This is a genomic window from Streptomyces sp. NPDC001787 (genome assembly GCF_040297465.1).
Taxonomy (GTDB): Bacteria; Actinomycetota; Actinomycetes; order Streptomycetales; family Streptomycetaceae; genus Streptomyces.
In genome coordinates this window covers 1-16972 of sequence record NZ_JBEOZE010000018.1, presented here as the reverse complement: position 1 = coordinate 16972, position 16972 = coordinate 1, and the positions used below count along the sequence as shown (strand labels likewise).

17 protein-coding genes are annotated in these 16972 nt (G+C 71.3%); 5 read left to right on the top strand and 12 right to left on the bottom strand.

The window, feature by feature from the left end; translation table 11 throughout:
* Positions 1–40 precede the first annotated feature (40 nt).
* The 9 genes from hpnD to ABT170_RS23570 form a co-directional block, all read right to left on the bottom strand.
* Positions 41–994, bottom strand: a complete 954-nt coding sequence (gene hpnD / locus ABT170_RS23610) for a presqualene diphosphate synthase HpnD (RefSeq protein ID WP_329946133.1) — start codon at positions 992–994, stop codon at positions 41–43.
* Positions 991–1911, bottom strand: coding sequence for a squalene synthase HpnC (hpnC, locus tag ABT170_RS23605; protein WP_329946134.1), 921 nt, complete (start codon positions 1909–1911; stop codon positions 991–993). Before hpnC ends, hpnD begins: the two co-directional genes overlap by 4 nt.
* Positions 1912–2341: 430 nt before the next feature.
* Entirely contained in the window at positions 2342–3130 is a 789-nt protein-coding gene (locus ABT170_RS23600; protein ID WP_329946135.1) for an ABC transporter ATP-binding protein, read from the bottom strand.
* Positions 3123–4052, bottom strand: coding sequence for an ABC transporter permease (locus ABT170_RS23595; protein ID WP_329946136.1), 930 nt, complete (start codon positions 4050–4052; stop codon positions 3123–3125). The genes ABT170_RS23600 and ABT170_RS23595 overlap by 8 nt, the downstream gene beginning before the upstream one ends.
* Positions 4053–4154: 102 nt before the next feature.
* On the bottom strand, positions 4155–5027 hold the full coding sequence (locus tag ABT170_RS23590; protein ID WP_266925849.1) for a glycosyltransferase family 2 protein: 873 nt from the start codon (positions 5025–5027) through the stop codon (positions 4155–4157).
* A gap of 8 nt (positions 5028–5035) precedes the next feature.
* Entirely contained in the window at positions 5036–5815 is a 780-nt protein-coding gene (locus ABT170_RS23585) for a CDP-alcohol phosphatidyltransferase family protein (RefSeq protein WP_329946137.1), read from the bottom strand.
* Positions 5793–6854: an iron-containing alcohol dehydrogenase family protein gene (locus ABT170_RS23580; protein WP_329946138.1), complete on the bottom strand. Its 1062-nt coding sequence runs from the start codon at positions 6852–6854 to the stop codon at positions 5793–5795. The genes ABT170_RS23585 and ABT170_RS23580 overlap by 23 nt, the downstream gene beginning before the upstream one ends.
* Positions 6842–7579: a phosphocholine cytidylyltransferase family protein gene (locus tag ABT170_RS23575; RefSeq protein ID WP_329946139.1), complete on the bottom strand. Its 738-nt coding sequence runs from the start codon at positions 7577–7579 to the stop codon at positions 6842–6844. The genes ABT170_RS23580 and ABT170_RS23575 overlap by 13 nt, the downstream gene beginning before the upstream one ends.
* Entirely contained in the window at positions 7576–9351 is a 1776-nt protein-coding gene (locus tag ABT170_RS23570; RefSeq protein WP_329946154.1) for a DUF5941 domain-containing protein, read from the bottom strand. The genes ABT170_RS23575 and ABT170_RS23570 overlap by 4 nt, the downstream gene beginning before the upstream one ends.
* A 285-nt stretch (positions 9352–9636) precedes the next feature.
* On the opposite strand from ABT170_RS23570, the gene galE reads away from it, so the two are divergent.
* From galE to idi, 4 genes are all read left to right on the top strand, one after another.
* A complete protein-coding gene (gene galE, locus ABT170_RS23565) occupies positions 9637–10638 on the top strand; it encodes a UDP-glucose 4-epimerase GalE (RefSeq protein WP_329946140.1) in 1002 nt (333 codons plus the stop codon).
* A 166-nt stretch (positions 10639–10804) separates the two neighbouring features.
* Positions 10805–11746, top strand: coding sequence for a cation diffusion facilitator family transporter (locus ABT170_RS23560; RefSeq protein ID WP_329946141.1), 942 nt, complete (start codon positions 10805–10807; stop codon positions 11744–11746).
* Between the two features lie 228 nt (positions 11747–11974).
* Positions 11975–13252 carry a GNAT family N-acetyltransferase gene (locus ABT170_RS23555; RefSeq protein WP_351870455.1) on the top strand — a complete coding sequence of 426 codons (1278 nt, stop codon included), beginning with the start codon at positions 11975–11977 and terminating at the stop codon, positions 13250–13252.
* Positions 13253–13399: 147 nt separating this feature from the next.
* Positions 13400–13993, top strand: a complete 594-nt coding sequence (gene idi / locus ABT170_RS23550) for an isopentenyl-diphosphate Delta-isomerase (protein ID WP_351870452.1) — start codon at positions 13400–13402, stop codon at positions 13991–13993.
* 21 nt (positions 13994–14014) lie between these two features.
* Here the strand turns inward: idi and ABT170_RS23545 are convergent, their stop codons facing one another.
* Entirely contained in the window at positions 14015–14470 is a 456-nt protein-coding gene (locus tag ABT170_RS23545) for an ATP-binding protein (RefSeq protein WP_329946144.1), read from the bottom strand.
* A gap of 147 nt (positions 14471–14617) precedes the next feature.
* Positions 14618–15238: an HdeD family acid-resistance protein gene (locus tag ABT170_RS23540; RefSeq protein ID WP_329946145.1), complete on the bottom strand. Its 621-nt coding sequence runs from the start codon at positions 15236–15238 to the stop codon at positions 14618–14620.
* A gap of 79 nt (positions 15239–15317) precedes the next feature.
* On the opposite strand from ABT170_RS23540, the gene ABT170_RS23535 reads away from it, so the two are divergent.
* Positions 15318–16181, top strand: a complete 864-nt coding sequence (locus ABT170_RS23535) for an enoyl-CoA hydratase/isomerase family protein (protein WP_351870448.1) — start codon at positions 15318–15320, stop codon at positions 16179–16181.
* Here ABT170_RS23535 and ABT170_RS23530 read toward each other — a convergent pair.
* Positions 16168–16803: a DJ-1/PfpI family protein gene (locus ABT170_RS23530; RefSeq protein WP_329946147.1), complete on the bottom strand. Its 636-nt coding sequence runs from the start codon at positions 16801–16803 to the stop codon at positions 16168–16170. The genes ABT170_RS23535 and ABT170_RS23530 overlap by 14 nt on opposite strands.
* Between the last annotated feature and the right edge of the window lie 169 nt (positions 16804–16972).

The window sequence follows — 16972 nt, the reverse complement described above, 5'->3', positions numbered from 1 at the left end:
CACCGGAGGGTTGCCCGGCGGGCGGGCCGGGTGCGGTCCATCAGGCTCGCCCCCTGGCCGTGAGCCGCGAGACATGACGGGCGTCGAGGCCCGAGAGCCCGCGTACCGCGACATAGGCCTTCTCATGGCCCGGCAGCGAGACCCGGCCGCGGAGCACGGCCTCCGGGTCGCGCTCGATGCGGTCGAGGAGGCGGCGGTAGATCCCGGCCATGGCGGCCACGCACGCTCCGCTGCGGCGGTCCAGCATCGGCAGCAGCCGGTAGCCCTCGGCGAACAGGGCGCGGGCCCGGCGGACCTCGAAGTGGACCAGTCCCGCGAAGTCCGAGCCGGACGGCGGGGTCGCCGTGTGGAATCCGGCGGAGCAGCCGAACTTGGCGAGGTCGTCGGCGGGCAGGTAGGTGCGCCCGTTGCCGGCGTCCTCGCGGACGTCACGCAGGATGTTGGTGAGCTGAAGGGCCAGGCCGAGGGTGTCGGCGTACTCCGAGGCACGTTCGACGCCGGGCGCACCCGGTTCCGTACCGAAGACGCCCAGGCTGAGCCGCCCGATGGCACCGGCGACGCAGCGGCAGTAGACCCTCAGGTCGTCCCAGGTCTCGTAGGTCGCGCCGCGCACGTCCATCAGCACGCCGTCGATCAACTCGTCGAGCCCGCCGAGCGGCAGCGGGAAGCGGCGGGCGGCATCGGCGAGCGCGACGGCCACCGGGTCGGTGTCGTCCTCGTCGACGGCGCCGTCCCGGATCCGGCCGAGCACCTCGCGGGTCCCCTCCAGCCGGGTGCGCTTGGTCTCCGGGTCCAGCTCACCGTCGCCGATGTCGTCGACCCGGCGGGAGAAGGCGTACAGCGCCGACATGGCCTGCCGCTTCTCGTGGGGCAGCAGCCGGATCCCGTACGCGAAGTTACGCGCCTGCTGTCCGGTGACGGCCTCGCAGTAGCTGTATGCGGCCTGTACCGGTGCCGACATGTACGTCGCCTGTCCCTCCACGGTCCGGCTCATCCCTCTCCACGCGCTCTTCGCAAGACGACTCCCACTTCGCGCAGCAGGCTGGGCTTGGTGGGTCTGGGCGGTCCGGGCAGTACATCGAACCCGGCGGCCGAGATCGCCGTGAGGGCGGAACGCCCCCCGGCGACGAATCCGGCGAGGAGCAGCCTGAGCCTGCCGTGAACGCTACCCACCAGGGGGGCGCCTTCATTCAGCAGGTCCCGTGCGCGTTCCGCTTCGTATGCGACCAGGGCGCGCACGGACGCGCCCGCGGAGGGTACGGCCAGGTCGGATTCGCTGACATGGAATCGGGCCATGTCCTCGGCGGGCAGATAGATCCGGTCGCGGCCGAGGTCCTCGGCGACGTCCTGGAGGTGCTCGACGATCTGCAGGGCGGTGCAGACCGCGTCGGAGCGGCGGATCCGTTCGGGGCTGGCGGTGCCGGTGATCGCCAGGACCAGGCGGCCGACGGGGTTGGCCGAGAGTTCGCAGTAGGCGCGGAGCTCCTCGTACGTCCCGTAGCGGCGGACCTTCTGGTCCTGCCGGTTGGCCTCGATGAGACCGAGGAAGGGCTCGGGGGTGAGCGCGCGGCGCCGCACGGTGGGGCGCAGGGCGCGCAGCAGCGGGTGACGCGGTCCCTCGCCCGTGGTGGCGAAGACCCGGTGCAGATCGGCCTCGAAGGCGTCGAGCATGGCGACCCGGTCGTCGCTCCGCGCGGCCTCCAGACCGAGGTGGCGCGCGTCGGCGCCGCCGGGGTCGAGATCGCCGTCGCCGATGTCGTCGACGAGCCGGGCGTATCCGTAGACCGCCATCAGGTCGTCGCGCCAGGCGCGCGGCAGGAAGAAGGGGGCGACGGGGAAGTTCTCGTCCGCGGCCTTGTCGAGCGTCGTGGTGGTGGCGGCGTCGGCGCGCGCCTGCTGGGTCCGCGTCACTGCGTACCGCCCGGCGCGGGGACGGCCGAACCACGTCGGAGCTGGAGATCTTCCGTCATTGCCGTCACATCTCCCGTTCTACACTGCCGACCCAAAACATCCCTTTTCGGACACGCCGCTGGCTCTTCCGAGTGCGCGGGCGCACTGCGGGTGCCGTCCCGAGGGGGTATCGCCCCACTTGCCACGAATCAGCACCGGTACAGCTTACGTTGTACAGCTCACAGAGCCCCGCCGGGGTGTGGCGCGCGAGACGCGTGCGCCGCCCCGCCCGTCAACCTTCCCCGTACCCGGGGGAATTGACCTCATCCGACGGGAGGAGATCGCCCCGGGGCCGTACTGCGCAGGGTCTCCCGGCGCCCCGGACATCGCGCCGCACACCCCCGTGGCCTCCGCCGGAGCGTTCCGGCGGAGGCCACGGGGGTACGGAGGGCTACTTTCCGGTCTCGCGCTCGTACGCCTTGAGGACTTCCTCGGTGGGGCCGTCCATCAGGAGCTCGCCCTTCTCCAGCCACAGCACCCGGTCGCAGGTGTCCCTGATCGACTTGTTGTTGTGGCTGACCAGGAAGACGGTGCCCGCCTCCTTGCGGAGCTCGCGGATCCGCTGCTCGGAACGGATCCGGAACTTGCGGTCACCCGTGGCCAGCGCCTCGTCGATCATGAGGACGTCGTGGTTCTTCGCGGCGGCGATGGAGAAGCGCAGGCGCGCGGCCATGCCGGAGGAGTACGTCCGCATCGGCAGGGTGATGAAGTCGCCCTTCTCATTGATCCCGGAGAAGTCCACGATGCCCGTGTAGCGCTCGCGGATCTCCTCCCGGCTCATGCCCATGGCCAGGCCGCCGAGCACCACGTTGCGCTCACCGGTCAGGTCGCTCATCAGCGCCGCGTTCACACCGAGCAGCGAGGGCTGACCGTCCGTGTACACCTTGCCGGACTCGGTCGGCAGCAGTCCCGCGATGGCCCGCAGCAGCGTCGACTTGCCCGAGCCGTTGGTGCCGATGAGGCCGATGGCCTCGCCCCGGTAGGCGGTGAAGGAGACACCCCGTACGGCGTGGACCTTCCGCACCCCCCGCGACTCGCCCTTGCCGCGGCGCACCATGCGGCTGAGCGCGGCGGTGGCGCTGCCCCTGCCGCCGCCCGCGCCGTTGACGCGGTACACGATGTGGACGTCGTCGGCGATGACGGTGGGAACGTTCCGTCCCTGCGTGTTGTCCTCAGCCACGGCCGTACCGTTCCTCTGCCTTCCAGAAGTACACGAAGCCCGCGACGCCCGCGAGGAGCGCCCAGCCGAGGCCGACGGCCCAGACATGCTGCGGGAGGTTCTCGGAGCCGTACCCGTCGATCAGCGCGAAGCGGACCAGGTCCATGTAGATGGCCGCCGGGTTGTACTGGAGCACGTCCGCGATCCACTGCGGCTTGTCCGCCAGCATCACGGGGATGGAGAACATGACCCCCGAGGCGTACATCCATGTCCGCATGACGAAGGGCATCAGCTGCGCGAGGTCGGGGGTCTTGCTGCCGAGCCTGGCCATCACGAGCGCCAGACCGGTGTTGAAGAAGAACTGCATGGCCAGCGCGGGAACGACCAGCAGCCACGAGAGCGTGGGATAGCTGCCGAAGCCCACCGCCACGAGCACCAGCACGATCATCGAGTACAGCAGCTGCTGGAGCTGCTGGAGCGAGAACGAGATGGGCAGCGAGGCACGGGGGAAGTGCAGGGCCCGGACGAGCCCGAGGTTCCCGGAGATGGACCGCACCCCCGCCATCACCGAGCTCTGGGTGAAGGTGAAGACGAAGACGCCGGTCACCAGGAAGGGAATGAAGACCTCCTGGCTCATCCCCTTCCTGGTGCCCAGGATCAGGCCGAAGATCAGGAAGTAGACCAGGGCGTTCAGCAGGGGGGTCGCCACCTGCCACAGCTGGCCGAGCTTGGCCTGGCTGTACTGCGCCGTCAGCTTCGCCCTGGAGAAGGCCAGGATGAAGTGGCGGCGGCCCCAGAGCTGCCGGATGTATTCGAACAGCCCAGGCCGGGCGCCGCTCACGGTCAGGCCGTACTTCGCGGCCGTCTGGGCCGCGCTCAGCCCCTCGTCGGCGGACGACAGGGTGCCGAGGGCTACCCCACCGTCGTGGGTTGTGTCACTCACAAGTTGAAACTCTCGTCTTCAAGATGCGCAGCCAGGGGCGCGGCTCAGGCGGACAGGTCCCGGAAAGAAGAAATACGCCTCATGCTCTCAGAGGAAAGCCTCTCAGATCACAGGAGGTCGGCCCAGTCTCGTCAGCCGCCACACCGTACGCCACTTCATGGGGCGCCTCGGCCCGCAGGGCTTCGCCCAGCCTTCCCGGAATCCGCCGAACCATGCCCTGAGCGCGGGCCGCGAAGGCCTGCGCAACAGGGTCAGCAGCAGCCAGACCCCCACATAGACGGGCACCAGCGGCGCGGGCAGGTTCCGGCGGGCGAGCCAGACCCGGTTGCGGGCGACCATGCGGTGGTAGACCGCGTGCCGGGAGGGCGCGGTGGTCGGGTGGTTGAGCACCATGTCCGCGCGGTAGTCGATCATCCACCCGGCGTCCAGCGCCCGCCAGGCCAGATCGGTCTCCTCGTGGGCGTAGAAGAAGTCGTCCGGCAGGGCTCCCACCTCGGCGATGACCCGGGTGCGTACGGCGTTGGCGCCGCCCAGGAAGGTCGTCACCCGCGAGGAGCGCATCGGGTCGGAGGCGCGCAGCCGGGGCACGTGCCGGCGCTGGGTGACCCCGGTGTCCGGGTCGGCGATCCGGAAGGTGATGATGCCCAGCTTCGGGTCGGTGTCGAACGCCTGGCGGCACAGCTCCGCGGTGTCGGTGTTCGGCAGCAGTCCGTCGTCGTCGAGGAAGAGCAGCCCGTCCACATCGGCGCCGGACGGGCCGAACGCCTCGATGCCGACATTGCGGCCACCGGGGATGCCCAGATTCTCGGGCAGCTCCACCGTGCGTACACCGGCGGGGACGTCCGGGACCGGGGCCCCGTTGCCGACGACCACCACCTCGATCCGGTCACCGTCCTGCGCGGTGACCGAATCCAGGAGGGCACGCAGCTCGTCCGGGCGGTTGCCCATGGTGATGATGACCGCGCCGAGTTTCATGGGAGAGCTCACTTCAGCCTGCTGGAAGCGAGCACGGACACCAGGTGGAGCAGCGTCTGAAGGAGCGCGATGCCGGCCAGGACCGCGACGCCCAGACGCGAGAAGAACAGGTCGTCGCGGACGCTGTCCGCGATCGCCGCGGCGAGGATCAGCAGGGACGCCTCGACGCCGAGGACCAGCCGGTGGAACTTCAGCGCCGCGGCGGCCCTGCGGGCCAGCGCCATTCCGGACGAGCGCGGCTCGGACGCCGCCTCCTTCACCGGCGGCATCCCGCCCTGGTGGCGGGCGACGCCGACGAGGTCGGTCTCGGCCTTGATCAGGATCGCGCCGAGCGCGGCCAGGGTGCCCAGGAAGGCCCACAGCCAGTCGATGCGACCCTCGCCCCAGAGGTCGGCGGCGCGCAGACCGAAGCCGACCAGGACCGCGGCGTCGCACAGATAGGCGGCGACCCGGTCCAGGTAGACCCCGGCGAGCGAGTACTGCTTCTTCCAGCGGGCGATCTCGCCGTCCACGCAGTCGAGCAGCAGATAGAGCTGGACCATCAGAACGCCGAGCACCGCGCCCGTGATGCCCGGTACGAGCAGCGCCGGGGCGGCCAGGGCACCGGCGACCGTCATCACGTAGGTCAGCTGGTTGGGCGTGACCCGGGTGTTCACCAGATGCCGGTCGACGCGCAGGGAGACCTCGCGCATGTAGAGCCGGCCGGCCCAGTGCTCGCCGCTCCGCCGGTCCTTCACACCCGGAGGGTGCACGACCGGTCGAAGCTCAGCTACCGATGGCTTTTGCATAGTCTGCGTAAGCGTCCTTGATCTGGTCGGTGGACAGGTTGAGGTGTTCCAGGATGGTGAAGCGTCCCGGACGGGTCTGCGGGGCGTACTCGACGGCGGTCACGAACTCGTCGGCGGTGAAGCCGATCTCCTCGGGCCTGACCGGCAGGCCGTGGCGCCGCAGTACCGAGGTCATCAGCAGCGCTTCCTGGCGGGCGCCGCGCAGATGCATGGCGAAGCACGCGCCGAGGCCGACCTGCTCGCCGTGGCTGGCCGCACGCTGGGGGTACAGCAGGTCGAAGGCGTGGTTGATCTCGTGACAGGCGCCGGAGGCGGGCCGGGAGTCCCCCGCGACCGACATCGAGATGCCGGTCAGCACCAGCCCTTCGGCCAGCACCTTCAGGAAGGCGTCGTCGCCGACCCCGCCCGGGTGGCGCAGCACGGCCTCGCCGGCCTGCCGCGCCATGGCTGCCGCGAGGCCGTCTATCTCCTCGCCGTTGACCTCGTGCGCCAGCTCCCAGTCGGCGACGCAGGAGATGTTGGAGACCGCGTCGCCGATGCCGGAGCGTACGTAGCGGGTGGGCGCCTCACGGATGATGTCGAGGTCGATGACCACGGCGATCGGGGTGGGCACCCCGTAGGAGCCCCGCCCGTTGTCGTTGTCCAGGGTCGCCACCGGCGAGCAGAGACCGTCGTGCGAGAGGTTCGTCGCGACGGCGACCAGTGGCAGGCCGACCCGCGCCGCGGCGTACTTGGCCACGTCGATGATCTTGCCGCCGCCGAGGCCGACCACGGCGTCGTACCGGTTGCCCTTGATGCCGTCGGCGAGCTTCACCGCCGAGTCGATCGTGCCGTCGGACACCGGGTACCAGTCGGCACCCGGCAGGACCGGTGCGAGCCTCTCGCGCAGGGCGCGCCCGGAGCCTTCGCTGATCGCGATGGCGAGCTTGCCCGAGGAGGAGATCCGCTGGTCGGCCAGGAGGCCCGCCAGATCGTCCATGGCGCCGCGGCTGATGTCGACGACGACCGGGGACGGAATGAGCCGGGTCAGTACTGGCACGCGATCTCACGGCCCTTCGCGAGGTCGTCGTGGTTGTCGATCTCGACCCACGTCACTTCGCCGATGGGTGCCACGTCGACGGTGAAGCCGCGGTTGACGAGTTCCTGGTAGCCGTCCTCGTAGTAGAGGTCGGGGTCGCGCTCGAAGGTGGTCCGCAGCGCGTCGGCGAGCTCCTCGGCGGCCTCGGGCTCGATCAGCGTGACGCCGATGTACTCGCCGGTCGCGGTGGCCGGGTCCATCAGCTTGGTGATCCGCCGCACGCCCCGGTCGCCCTCGGTGATGACCTTCATCTCCTCGTCGGCGAGGCTCTTCGCCGTGTCGAGGGCGAGGATGATCTTCTGGCCCTTGCCGCGGGCGTCCAGGAGGGTCTTCTCGACGGAGACCGGGTGCACGGTGTCGCCGTTGGCGAGGATGACGCCCTGCTTCAGGACCTCACGGGCGCACCACAGGGAGTAGGCGTTGTTCCACTCCTCGGCCTTGTCGTTGTCGATGAGGGTGAGCGTGACGCCGTACTTCGACTCGAACTCGGCCTTGCGGTCGTAGACCGCCTCCTTGCGGTAGCCGACCACGATCGCGACCTCGGTGAGTCCCACCTCGGCGAAGTTGGCCAGCGTGAGGTCGAGGACCGTCCGCTCGCCGTCCACGGGCACCAGTGCCTTGGGCAGGGTGTCCGTGTAGGGGCGCAGACGTCGTCCTGCACCGGCTGCCAGTACGAGGCCGATCATGCGAGTTCTCCTTCGTCGTGTACGGCGGGGGCCGAGGAGGACACCCAGAAGCGGATGGACTCCACGAGCACCACCAGAGCCACGGCCACCGCGAACGCGGTGAGAGCCGTGGTGAAACCTGAATGCTGAGTCAGTACGGCGGCGAGCACGGCCACCACAACGGTCCGGCCCTCGTGCCCGCCGATCGTCCGCACCAGCCACTGGGGCGGCGCGCCGGTGCCGCCGCGGATGCGGTACACCGTGTCGTAGTGATGGTAGGCGACGGCCGAAACCAGTCCGAAGGCCGCGGGAACGGCGTGCGGCACATCGCTGCGGGCCGCCAGGACCAGGATCGTGCAGTACTCCGCGGCCCGGAAGACCGGGGGGACGAGCCAGTCCAGTACGCCCTTGAGCGGGCGGGCGACGGCGAGGCCGGAGAGGATCGCGTACACCCCGGCGGCGGCGACCGTCAGCCAGCTGCCGAAGGGGAGGAACAGCGCTCCGGCGACCATCACCAGCGCGCCGAGAAGGGCGAGCGCCGGGGCGGTGAAGGTGCCGCGCGGCTTGGGCCCCACGGCGGCGACGGCCTGTGCCAGGGGGCCGGAGTCGGCCAGGTCCGCGAGGGCGCGGGCGGCTCGGTCGGTGCGGTGCGCCTTGCGGGTCAGCGAGCGCAGCAGCCGGCCGGCCGTGGTGTAGCAGGCGGCCAGGGCGCAGCCGATGAGCAGGGCGCAGAAGACGATCCGGGGGGTGGTGACGGCGGTGAGGACGGCGATCATCGCCCATCGCTCACCGATCGGCAGCACTATCATCCGGCGCAGCCAGACGGTCCAGCCGACGCTGTCGAGCCGGTCGGACAGGGCGGCGGTCGGGCTCGTGTTGGAGACCGCGTCGTGGTTGGCCTCGTTGAACGAGAAGTCGACGACATGGCGGCAGGCCTGGAGCACCATCGCGCCGAGCGCCAGTACCCAGACGTCGTCGCCGCCCCGGGCGGCCCCGAGGGCGAGGCCCGCGTAGTACGCGTACTCCTTGGCCCGGTCGAAGGTGGCGTCCAGCCAGGCGCCCATCGTCGAGTACTGGAGCGAGTAGCGGGCGAGCTGCCCGTCGGTGCAGTCCAGGACGAAGGAGAGGAGAAGGAGCACCCCGGCGGCGACATAGCCGCCCCTGGTACCGGTCGCCGCGCTGCCCGCCGCGATGAGCGCGGTGATCAGCGAGGCGGTGGTGACCTGGTTCGGGGTGAGGCCGCGGCGTGCGCACCAGCGGGCGATGTAGCGGGAGTACGGGCTGATGAAGAAGGTGGTGAAGAAGCCGTCGTGGGCCTTCACCGCACTGCGCAGCCGTACCGCCTCGTCGTCCACCGCGGCGACGGCGGCCCCGGCGGCCTCGCGCTCCTGGTCCCCGGTGGGGACGGCGGCGGTGAGCGAGCCGAGTTCGGGCCGCTGCACGGCGACGCCCTCGGCGTCGAGCGCGACGGCGAGGCGGCCGGGCACGCTGCGGTCCTCGGCGGCCGGCCGCTCCTCGGGGCCGCCCACGGGGCTGCCCGCGCCGACCGCCGCGACGGTCCGGTGCAGGGCCCGGACGAGCGCGGGGCGGGCCTCGGGCTGCGCGGTGAGCGCGCCCGGGACGGTGGCGGCGGGGAAGCGGGGATCGGTCAGTCCGAGCCGCAGGGCGTGCGCGTGCCCCACGAAGCGCGGGTCGACGAGCGCGACGCGGCGGCTCGGGGGGACTGCCGCGAGCAGCCGGGCGGCGTCCGTGGCGTCAGTGGCGGTTTGTACCTCGAAACCCAGTGACCGCAGATCGTCCTCGAGCGACGATCCGGGTACCGGCGCACCGGTGAGGATGGCGGTCGACAGACGAACTCACTCCTTGGCGCTGGCGTGGACGGCGCGCGGCGGTGCGGCCCTGATGCGGGCCGGCGGCGCGTCGGCTGAGGCTATCGGATGAACGGAAGGCCGAGTTCACCGCCCGTTTGTGCTCCGTTCGGGGCGGACCCGCGCTGTGCGGCGCCGTTCGCGATCATCATTGTCGATCAGCGCCTCGCCCCACAAACCGCGCCCGGACCAGCGCATAGGCTGGCGGTCATGACATGGCTGATCACAGGCGGAGCGGGGTATATCGGGGCACATGTGGCGAAGGCCATGGCCTCGGCGGGGGAACGGGTCGTCGCCCTCGACGACGTCTCGACGGGCATCGCGGGCCGGCTGCCCGCGGAGATCCCCCTGGTGCGCGGCTCGTTCTCGGACCGGGCACTGCTGGACCGGGTGTTCGCGGAGCACGCGGTGAGCGGCGTGGTGCATCTCGCGGCGCAGAAGCAGGTCGGCGAGTCCGTCGAGAAGCCGCTGCTCTACTACCGGGAGAACGTCGCCGGGCTGACCGTCCTGCTGGAGGCCGTGGTCGCGGCCGGCGTGCGGCGCTTCCTCTTCTCCTCCTCGGCCGCCGTCTACGGCGTACCGGAGGTGGACCTGATCACCGAGGAGACCCCCTGCCTCCCCATCAATCCGTACGGGGAGACCAAACTCGCCGGGGAGTGGCTGGTCCGGGCGACGGGACGGGCCCACTCGGTCTCGACCGCCTGTCTGCGGTACTTCAACGTGGCGGGGGCGGCGGCGCCGGAGCTCTCGGACACCGGGGTGTTCAACGTCATCCCCATGATCTTCGACCGGCTGACGCGCGGAGAGGCCCCCCGGATCTTCGGTGACGACTACCCGACCCCGGACGGCACCTGCATCCGTGACTACATCCATGTCGCGGACCTGGCGGAGGCCCACCTCGCCATCGCGCGGCGTCTGGGCGGGCAGCACGCGGCCGGCGGCCGGGGCGACGACGGCGACCTGACCCTGAACATCGGCCGGGGCGAGGGCGTCTCGGTGCGGGAGCTGGCCGATGAGATCGCCGAGGTGACCGGTCACCGGGTGGAGCCGGTGGTCGAGCCGCGCCGGCCCGGCGATGCCGCGCGGGCCGTGGCCTCGGCCGCCCGGATGACCGCGGAGACGGGATGGACCGCGCGCCGGGGGGTGCGCGAGATGGTCGAGTCGGCCTGGGAGGGCTGGTGCCTGCGCCACCCCGAAGCCCGTGCCGAATAGGCCCTGAACGATCACGTCACAGCTCTGACCTGGGAAGCGTTTGCGCAGGTCAGAGCAGATGACAACGGTGTTCAGTCCCGTGTTGCCGGATACCCCCCACCCGTAGTTCACTGGCCTCGTCGGGCGGTTGGCGTCCGAACCGTTTCACGGACCTGGAGGCGTTTTCATGGGGGCTGGCCACGATCACGGGCACACACACGGCGGACCCCCGCCGACGGGCACGGCGGCAGCCGCGTACCGGGGCCGGCTGCGGATCGCCCTGGGGATCACCCTGGGCGTGATGGTCATGGAGATCGTCGGCGGGCTGCTCTCCGACTCGCTCGCCCTGATCGCCGACGCGGCCCATATGGCGACCGACGCGCTGGGGCTGGGCATGGCACTGCTCGCCATCCACTTCGCCAACAAACCGGCCGGCCTCAACCGCACCTTCGGCTACGCCCGCGCCGAGATCCTGGCGGCGCTGGCCAACTGTCTGCTGCTGCTGGGCGTCGGCGGCTTCCTGGTCTTCGAGGCGGTCGACCGGTTCATCACCCCGGCCGAGACCAAGGGCGGCCTGGCGATCGCCTTCGCCGCGGTCGGCCTGGTGGCCAACATGGTGTCCCTGTCCCTGCTGATGCGCGGACAGCAGGAGAGCCTCAATGTGCGGGGCGCCTATCTGGAGGTCCTGGCCGACACCCTCGGCTCGGTCACGGTGCTGGTGTCCGCCGGCATCATCATGGCCACCGGCTGGCAGGCGGCCGACCCGATCGCCTCGCTGGTGATCGGCCTGATGATCGTCCCCCGGACGGTCAAGCTGCTGCGCGAGACCCTGAACGTCCTGCTGGAATCGGCTCCCAAGGGCGTGGACATGGGCGAGGTACGGGCCCACATCACGGCGCTGCCCGGGGTACTGGGCGTCCACGACCTGCACGCCTGGACGATCACTTCGGGGATGCCGGTGCTCTCCGCCCATGTGGTGGTGCACCAGGAGATGCTGGACTCGATCGGGCACGAGAAGCTGCTGCACGAGCTTCAGGGCTGCCTCGGGGATCACTTCGACGTGGAGCACTGCACCTTCCAGCTGGAGCCGAGCGGTCACGCGGAGCACGAGGCGAAGCTCTGCCACTGAGTGCGTCGGGGTAGGGTGCGCGCGGCGGTGCTAGGATCTCTTCGCTGAGATGTTCGAGTCTCGTCATGGTGCGAGACCCTTCCGAGAGGAGCTGAGGTTGATGACTGTCACGACGACGGCTGCCCGGCGCAGCAAGCGGTCCCTCCTCGTCTCCCGGGTTCTCGGCTGACTCACGGCGCTCCCCGCGTCGAAGCGTCGGCCGGAGCCCTCACACCAAGGGTTCCTCCGTTGACCGACACCTCAGACACCTCTCGCGACGACTCGCGTACCGAGGCGTTCTTCACCCTGCACCACGGCCTTCCCCGGCAGAGCCCCGGCTCCGACGCCACCACGCGTCGGCTGCTCGCCCTCGCCGGACCTCTGCCCGCCCGCCCGCGCGTTCTCGACCTGGGATGCGGCCCCGGCCGCGCCGCCCTGCTGCTCGCCGCCGAGGCGGGCGCCGAGGTGACCGCGGTGGATCTGCACCAGCCCTTCCTCGACGAGCTGCGCGCGTCCGCCGAGGCCCGCGGTCTCGGCGACCGCGTCCATACCGTCAGGGCCGACATGGGCGACCTCACCGGCCCCCGGTTCCCGGCCGGGTCCTTCGACCTGGTCTGGGCCGAGGGCTCGGCGTACTGCATCGGTTTCGACACGGCCGTACGCGACTGGCAGCGGCTGCTCGCCCCGGGCGGCTCCCTGGTGGTCTCCGAATGCGTCTGGACCACCGACGCCCCGACCGCGCCGGCCCGTGACTTCTGGGAGCGGCACGGCGCGCTGCGCCCCGTCGCGGAGACCACGGCGGCGGCCGTCGCCGCGGGCTGCAACGTCCTGGCGGTCCTCCTCCAGCCCGAGAGCGACTGGGACGAGTACTACGTCCCGCTCGCCGAGCGGGTGGCCGCCGCCGACCCCGCGCCTCCCGGCATGGAGTGGGCGCTCGCGGCCACGCGGGAGGAGCTGGACATGCGGCGCGAGCACGGCACGGAGTACGGCTACGCCGCCTATGTGCTGCGCCCCGTCGATCCGCGCCGGCCGGCCCGCCCCGAGCGGGCGGCGGACCGCGAGGCGGTGCACGCGTTGCACACGGCGGCGTTCGGCACCCGGGCCGAGGCCGATCTGGTGGACGCCCTGCGGGCCGACGCCGGGGCCTGGCTGCCGGGGCTGTCCTACGTCGTGGAGGGACCGGACGGTTCCCTCGCCGCGCACGCCCTGCTGACCCGGTGCCGGGTCGGCGACACCCCGGCGCTCGCGCTGGCACCGGTCGCGGCCGCTCCCGCCCACCAGCGTCGGGGCGCGGGCGGGGCCGCGGTGCGGGCGGTGCTCGACGCGGCCCGGGTGCGGGGCGAGGCGCTGGTCCTGGTGCTGGGCCATCCCGAGTACTACCCGCGGTTCGGTTTCGTACCGGCGTCGCGCCATGGGATCAGGCCCGGCTTCGAGGTGCCCGACGAGGCGATGATGGCCCTGGTCCTGGACGAATCGGTGCCCGTGCCCGAGGGCACCATCCGGTATCCGGCGGCCTTCGGCGTCTGACACGTATGTCCGCCCCGCCACGCCCGGACGGCGCGGCGGGGCGGACATACGGGACCCGCAGTACGGACCGGCGCCTTTTGTGCGGCAGACTTGACCGGACTCCAGGGGTCCGGCGCACGAGGCCGGGAACCAAAGCGAAGGATGGGTATGCCGACCACACCAGCCACCGCGACGCACAGCTCGTCGAACGGAACAGCAGAAGCGATCATGCTCGAACTGGTCGACGAGAACGGCAACACCATCGGCACCGCGGAGAAGCTCGCCGCCCACCAGGCTCCCGGTCAGCTGCACCGCGCGTTCTCCGTGTTCCTCTTCGACGAGCAGGGGCGGCTGCTCCTCCAGCGCCGCGCGCTCGGCAAGTACCACTCCCCCGGTGTCTGGTCGAACACCTGCTGCGGCCACCCGTACCCGGGCGAAGCGCCGTTCGCCGCGGCGGCCCGGCGCACCTACGAGGAGCTGGGCATCTCGCCCTCGCTGCTCGCCGAGGCGGGCACCGTCCGCTACAACCACCCCGACCCGGCGTCGGGCCTGGTGGAGCAGGAGTTCAACCACCTCTTCGTGGGGATGGCACAGGAGCAGCCGAAGCCCGATCCGGAGGAGGTCGTCGAGACGGCCTTCGTGACCGCCGGCGAACTGGCCGAGCGGCACGCCCTGGTGCCGTTCTCGGCCTGGTTCATGACGGTGCTCGACGCCGCGCGGCCCGCGATCAGGGAGCTGACGGGCCCGGCCGCGGGCTGGTGACGCCTACGGGCGGCGGGGCGGTCAGAGCTGCGTCTTCAACGGCAGCGCCGCCCAGATGACCTTCCCTCCGCCCGCGGTGCGCTCCACGTCGCAGCTCCCACCGGCCTCCGCGGTGATCTCCCTGACCAGCAGCAGCCCGCGGCCTCCCGTCTGGGCGTGGTCGGTCTCCAGCGCGGTCGGGCGGTAGGGATGGCTGTCCTCCACCGACACCCTGAGCCACTCGGCGCCGATGGACACCTCCACCGCCAGTTCGGGCGAGAGCAGGGCGGCGTGCTTGACCGCGTTGGTGACGAGTTCCGAGACGATGAGCAGCAGTCCCTGGAGGATGTCGTCCTGGACCGGCGCACCCTGCCGGTCCAGCAGATCACGCACGGCGCGCCGCGCCTGCGGCACGGATACGTCGACGGCGGGGGCGGTGAAACGCCACACCCCCTCGTACGACGCGGGACGGGCCGGGACACTCCCGCGGCTCTCCATGGACCGGCACCCGCTCTCGACTCGCACATCACTGACCGTCGAGTAAAGAGTGTTGGGAACCGCTCGCTCCGGCCCGTGCAACTGACCGGAAATGGGCACCTATCGGCGCTATACGATCGAGCGGGTTCGGCGATGCCAGCCGGGAGACTACTTCTGCTCTTCTTCTGGCCTCGGGCTCGGCTCGCCCCGGTCCTCCTCCGGCGTGAGCCGGTCCGACATCAGCCCCACGATGCGCCGGCCGCCCACTCCGATGGCGATCAGACCGAGCCCGTCGAACAGCAGGGCGAGCGAAAAGAAACAGCCCAGTACGTACAGGCTGCTGTGCGGCCAGTCGACCAGGACCAGCACCCCCAGCAGCAGCCCGAAGGCCCCCTGCAGCAGCGTCCAGCCGAACTGCGGACCGCGCACGACGACACTGCCGACCAGCCGGAACACTCCACCGGTCAGGAAGAGCAGCGCGGCGAACATGGTCAGCGCCTCGGCGGTACCGTGCGGGTGGCGGATCACGACGACCCCGGCCGCGATGTTCAGAGCGGCGACCACGACGGCCAGCCAGAAGTAGTTGGTACCGCGGGACTGGACCGCGTGCAGCAGCCCGACCAGTCCGCCGACGAGCAGCAGCCAGCCGAAGAGCAGCATCGAGGTCAGGGTGGCGACGCCCGTGTAGACGAGACCGATGAGCCCCGCGACGACGAGCAGTCCGCCGAGCAGGGCGAGTCCGCCGAAACTGCGGCTGAGCTTCCTGCCTTCGACTCTGGGATCGGCCATCGACGGCTCCCTACGGTGCGTGCCCGGATCAGACCCCTTCTTGATCATAGGTTCGAACGGTACGGATAGCATCCGGCGCATGGAGCGCAGCGACCCTGTGGAGCACGGAGCCGGCGGAGAGCGTCCGCACGCGCGGCTGGAGCACGCCGTCGACGGCGGCATCGCCACCGTCGTCATCAGCAACCCCGCGAAACGCAACGCGATGACGGCCGCCATGTGGCGGTCCCTGCCGGGCCTCCTGGAGCGGCTGGCGGCCGATCCCGCCGTGCGGGTCCTGGTGCTCACCGGGGCCGGGGACACCTTCTGCGCCGGCGCGGACATCTCCTCGCTCCGCGATCCGGCCGATGATCCGCAGGCCCTCGCCGTGGCGGCCGAAGAGGCGCTGGCCGCCTTCCCGCTGCCGACGCTCGCCGCCGTGCGCGGGTACTGCGTGGGCGGCGGCAGCCAGCTCGCGGCCGCCTGCGACCTGAGGTTCGCCGAGGAGGGGGCGTCGTTCGGGGTCACTCCGGCCAAGCTCGGGATCGTGTACCCGGCGTCGTCGACGCGGCGGCTGGTCGCGCTGACCGGCCCGTCGGCCGCGAAACACCTGCTGTTCTCCGGCGAGCTGATCGACGCCCGGCGGGCCCTGCGCACCGGGCTGGCCGACGAGGTGCTGCCGGCCGGCGGGCTGGACGAGCGCGTCGAGGAGTACACCCGCGTCCTGGCGTCCCGCTCCCTGCTGACGCAGGCGGCGGCGAAGGAGTTCGCGGCGGGACGCGAGGACCGGGACGCGTACTGGACGCGGCAGGCGCGCGGCAGCGGCGACACCGCGGAGGGGGTCGCCGCCTTCCTGGAACGCCGCGCCCCCCGCTTCACCTGGACGACCGGCGACGCCGCGGATGCCGGGAGCGCGGGGAACGCCGGGAGCGCGGGGAGCGCGGGGAGCGCCGCTACCGGAGGGTGAAGCGGCTCGTACCGCGGAACTCCGCGACGAGTGCGGCGGGCGCCTTGTCGGGCGATCCGGCGTCGTAGGGCGGCTGCGGGTCGTACTCGGTGAGCAGCTGCACGGCCTGGGCGTGCTCGTCCCCCGCGATCCGGCCGAGCAGGGTGAGGCCCATGTCGATGCCGGACGAGACCCCCGCCGCGGTGACGTACTTGCCGTCGAGGACGACACGTTCGCCGGTCGGCTCCGCTCCGTACTCCTTCAGGGTCTCCAGCGCCAGCCAGTGCGAGGTGGCCCGGCGGCCCGAGAGCAGACCGGCCGCCGCCAGCAGCAGCGAGCCGGTGCACACGGAGGTCGTCCAGGTGCTGGTGGCATCGACCGCGCGCAGCCAGCCGAGCAGCGCCTCGTTCTCCATCTGGTCGCTCTGGCCGGGCCCGCCGGGCACGATGACGACATCGGGTGCGGGCACCTCGGCGAGGGTTCTGGCGGCGACCAGTTCGAGGCTCCCGCTGTCGTTGCGCACGGGGCCGGCGTGTTCGGCGACGAACACCGTCCCGGCGCCGGGCGTACGGCTGAGGATCTCGTACGGGCCCACCGCGTCCAGGGCGGTGAAGCGGTCGAAGAGCAGGATGGCGATCTGCACGGCAGTGGCCTTTCGTTGTCCCGGTCGGTCGTTGCCGGGGTCGGTCCTCCGCCACCCGGCCGGTCGGTCATTGCGCCAAGGGCTGTCCCGCAATTCCTGGTGGATCAGCGCGCGGCGTCGGATGCGGTGCATCGCAAGGCGGAGAGGCGCCCGCATACTGGATGTATTC

Excerpts from the sequence above, each read along its gene's own strand:
- hpnD (WP_329946133.1), bottom strand. The coding sequence starts at position 994 with ATGAGCCGGACCGTGGAGGGACAGGCGACGTACATGTCGGCACCGGTA.
- ABT170_RS23540 (WP_329946145.1), bottom strand. The coding sequence starts at position 15,238 with ATGGCCGATCCCAGAGTCGAAGGCAGGAAGCTCAGCCGCAGTTTCGGC.
- ABT170_RS23585 (WP_329946137.1), bottom strand. The coding sequence starts at position 5,815 with ATGCAAAAGCCATCGGTAGCTGAGCTTCGACCGGTCGTGCACCCTCCG.
- ABT170_RS23535 (WP_351870448.1), top strand. The coding sequence starts at position 15,318 with ATGGAGCGCAGCGACCCTGTGGAGCACGGAGCCGGCGGAGAGCGTCCG.
- ABT170_RS23590 (WP_266925849.1), bottom strand. The coding sequence starts at position 5,027 with ATGAAACTCGGCGCGGTCATCATCACCATGGGCAACCGCCCGGACGAG.
- galE (WP_329946140.1), top strand. The coding sequence starts at position 9,637 with ATGACATGGCTGATCACAGGCGGAGCGGGGTATATCGGGGCACATGTG.
- ABT170_RS23575 (WP_329946139.1), bottom strand. The coding sequence starts at position 7,579 with ATGATCGGCCTCGTACTGGCAGCCGGTGCAGGACGACGTCTGCGCCCC.
- ABT170_RS23560 (WP_329946141.1), top strand. The coding sequence starts at position 10,805 with ATGGGGGCTGGCCACGATCACGGGCACACACACGGCGGACCCCCGCCG.
- ABT170_RS23545 (WP_329946144.1), bottom strand. The coding sequence starts at position 14,470 with ATGGAGAGCCGCGGGAGTGTCCCGGCCCGTCCCGCGTCGTACGAGGGG.
- idi (WP_351870452.1), top strand. The coding sequence starts at position 13,400 with ATGCCGACCACACCAGCCACCGCGACGCACAGCTCGTCGAACGGAACA.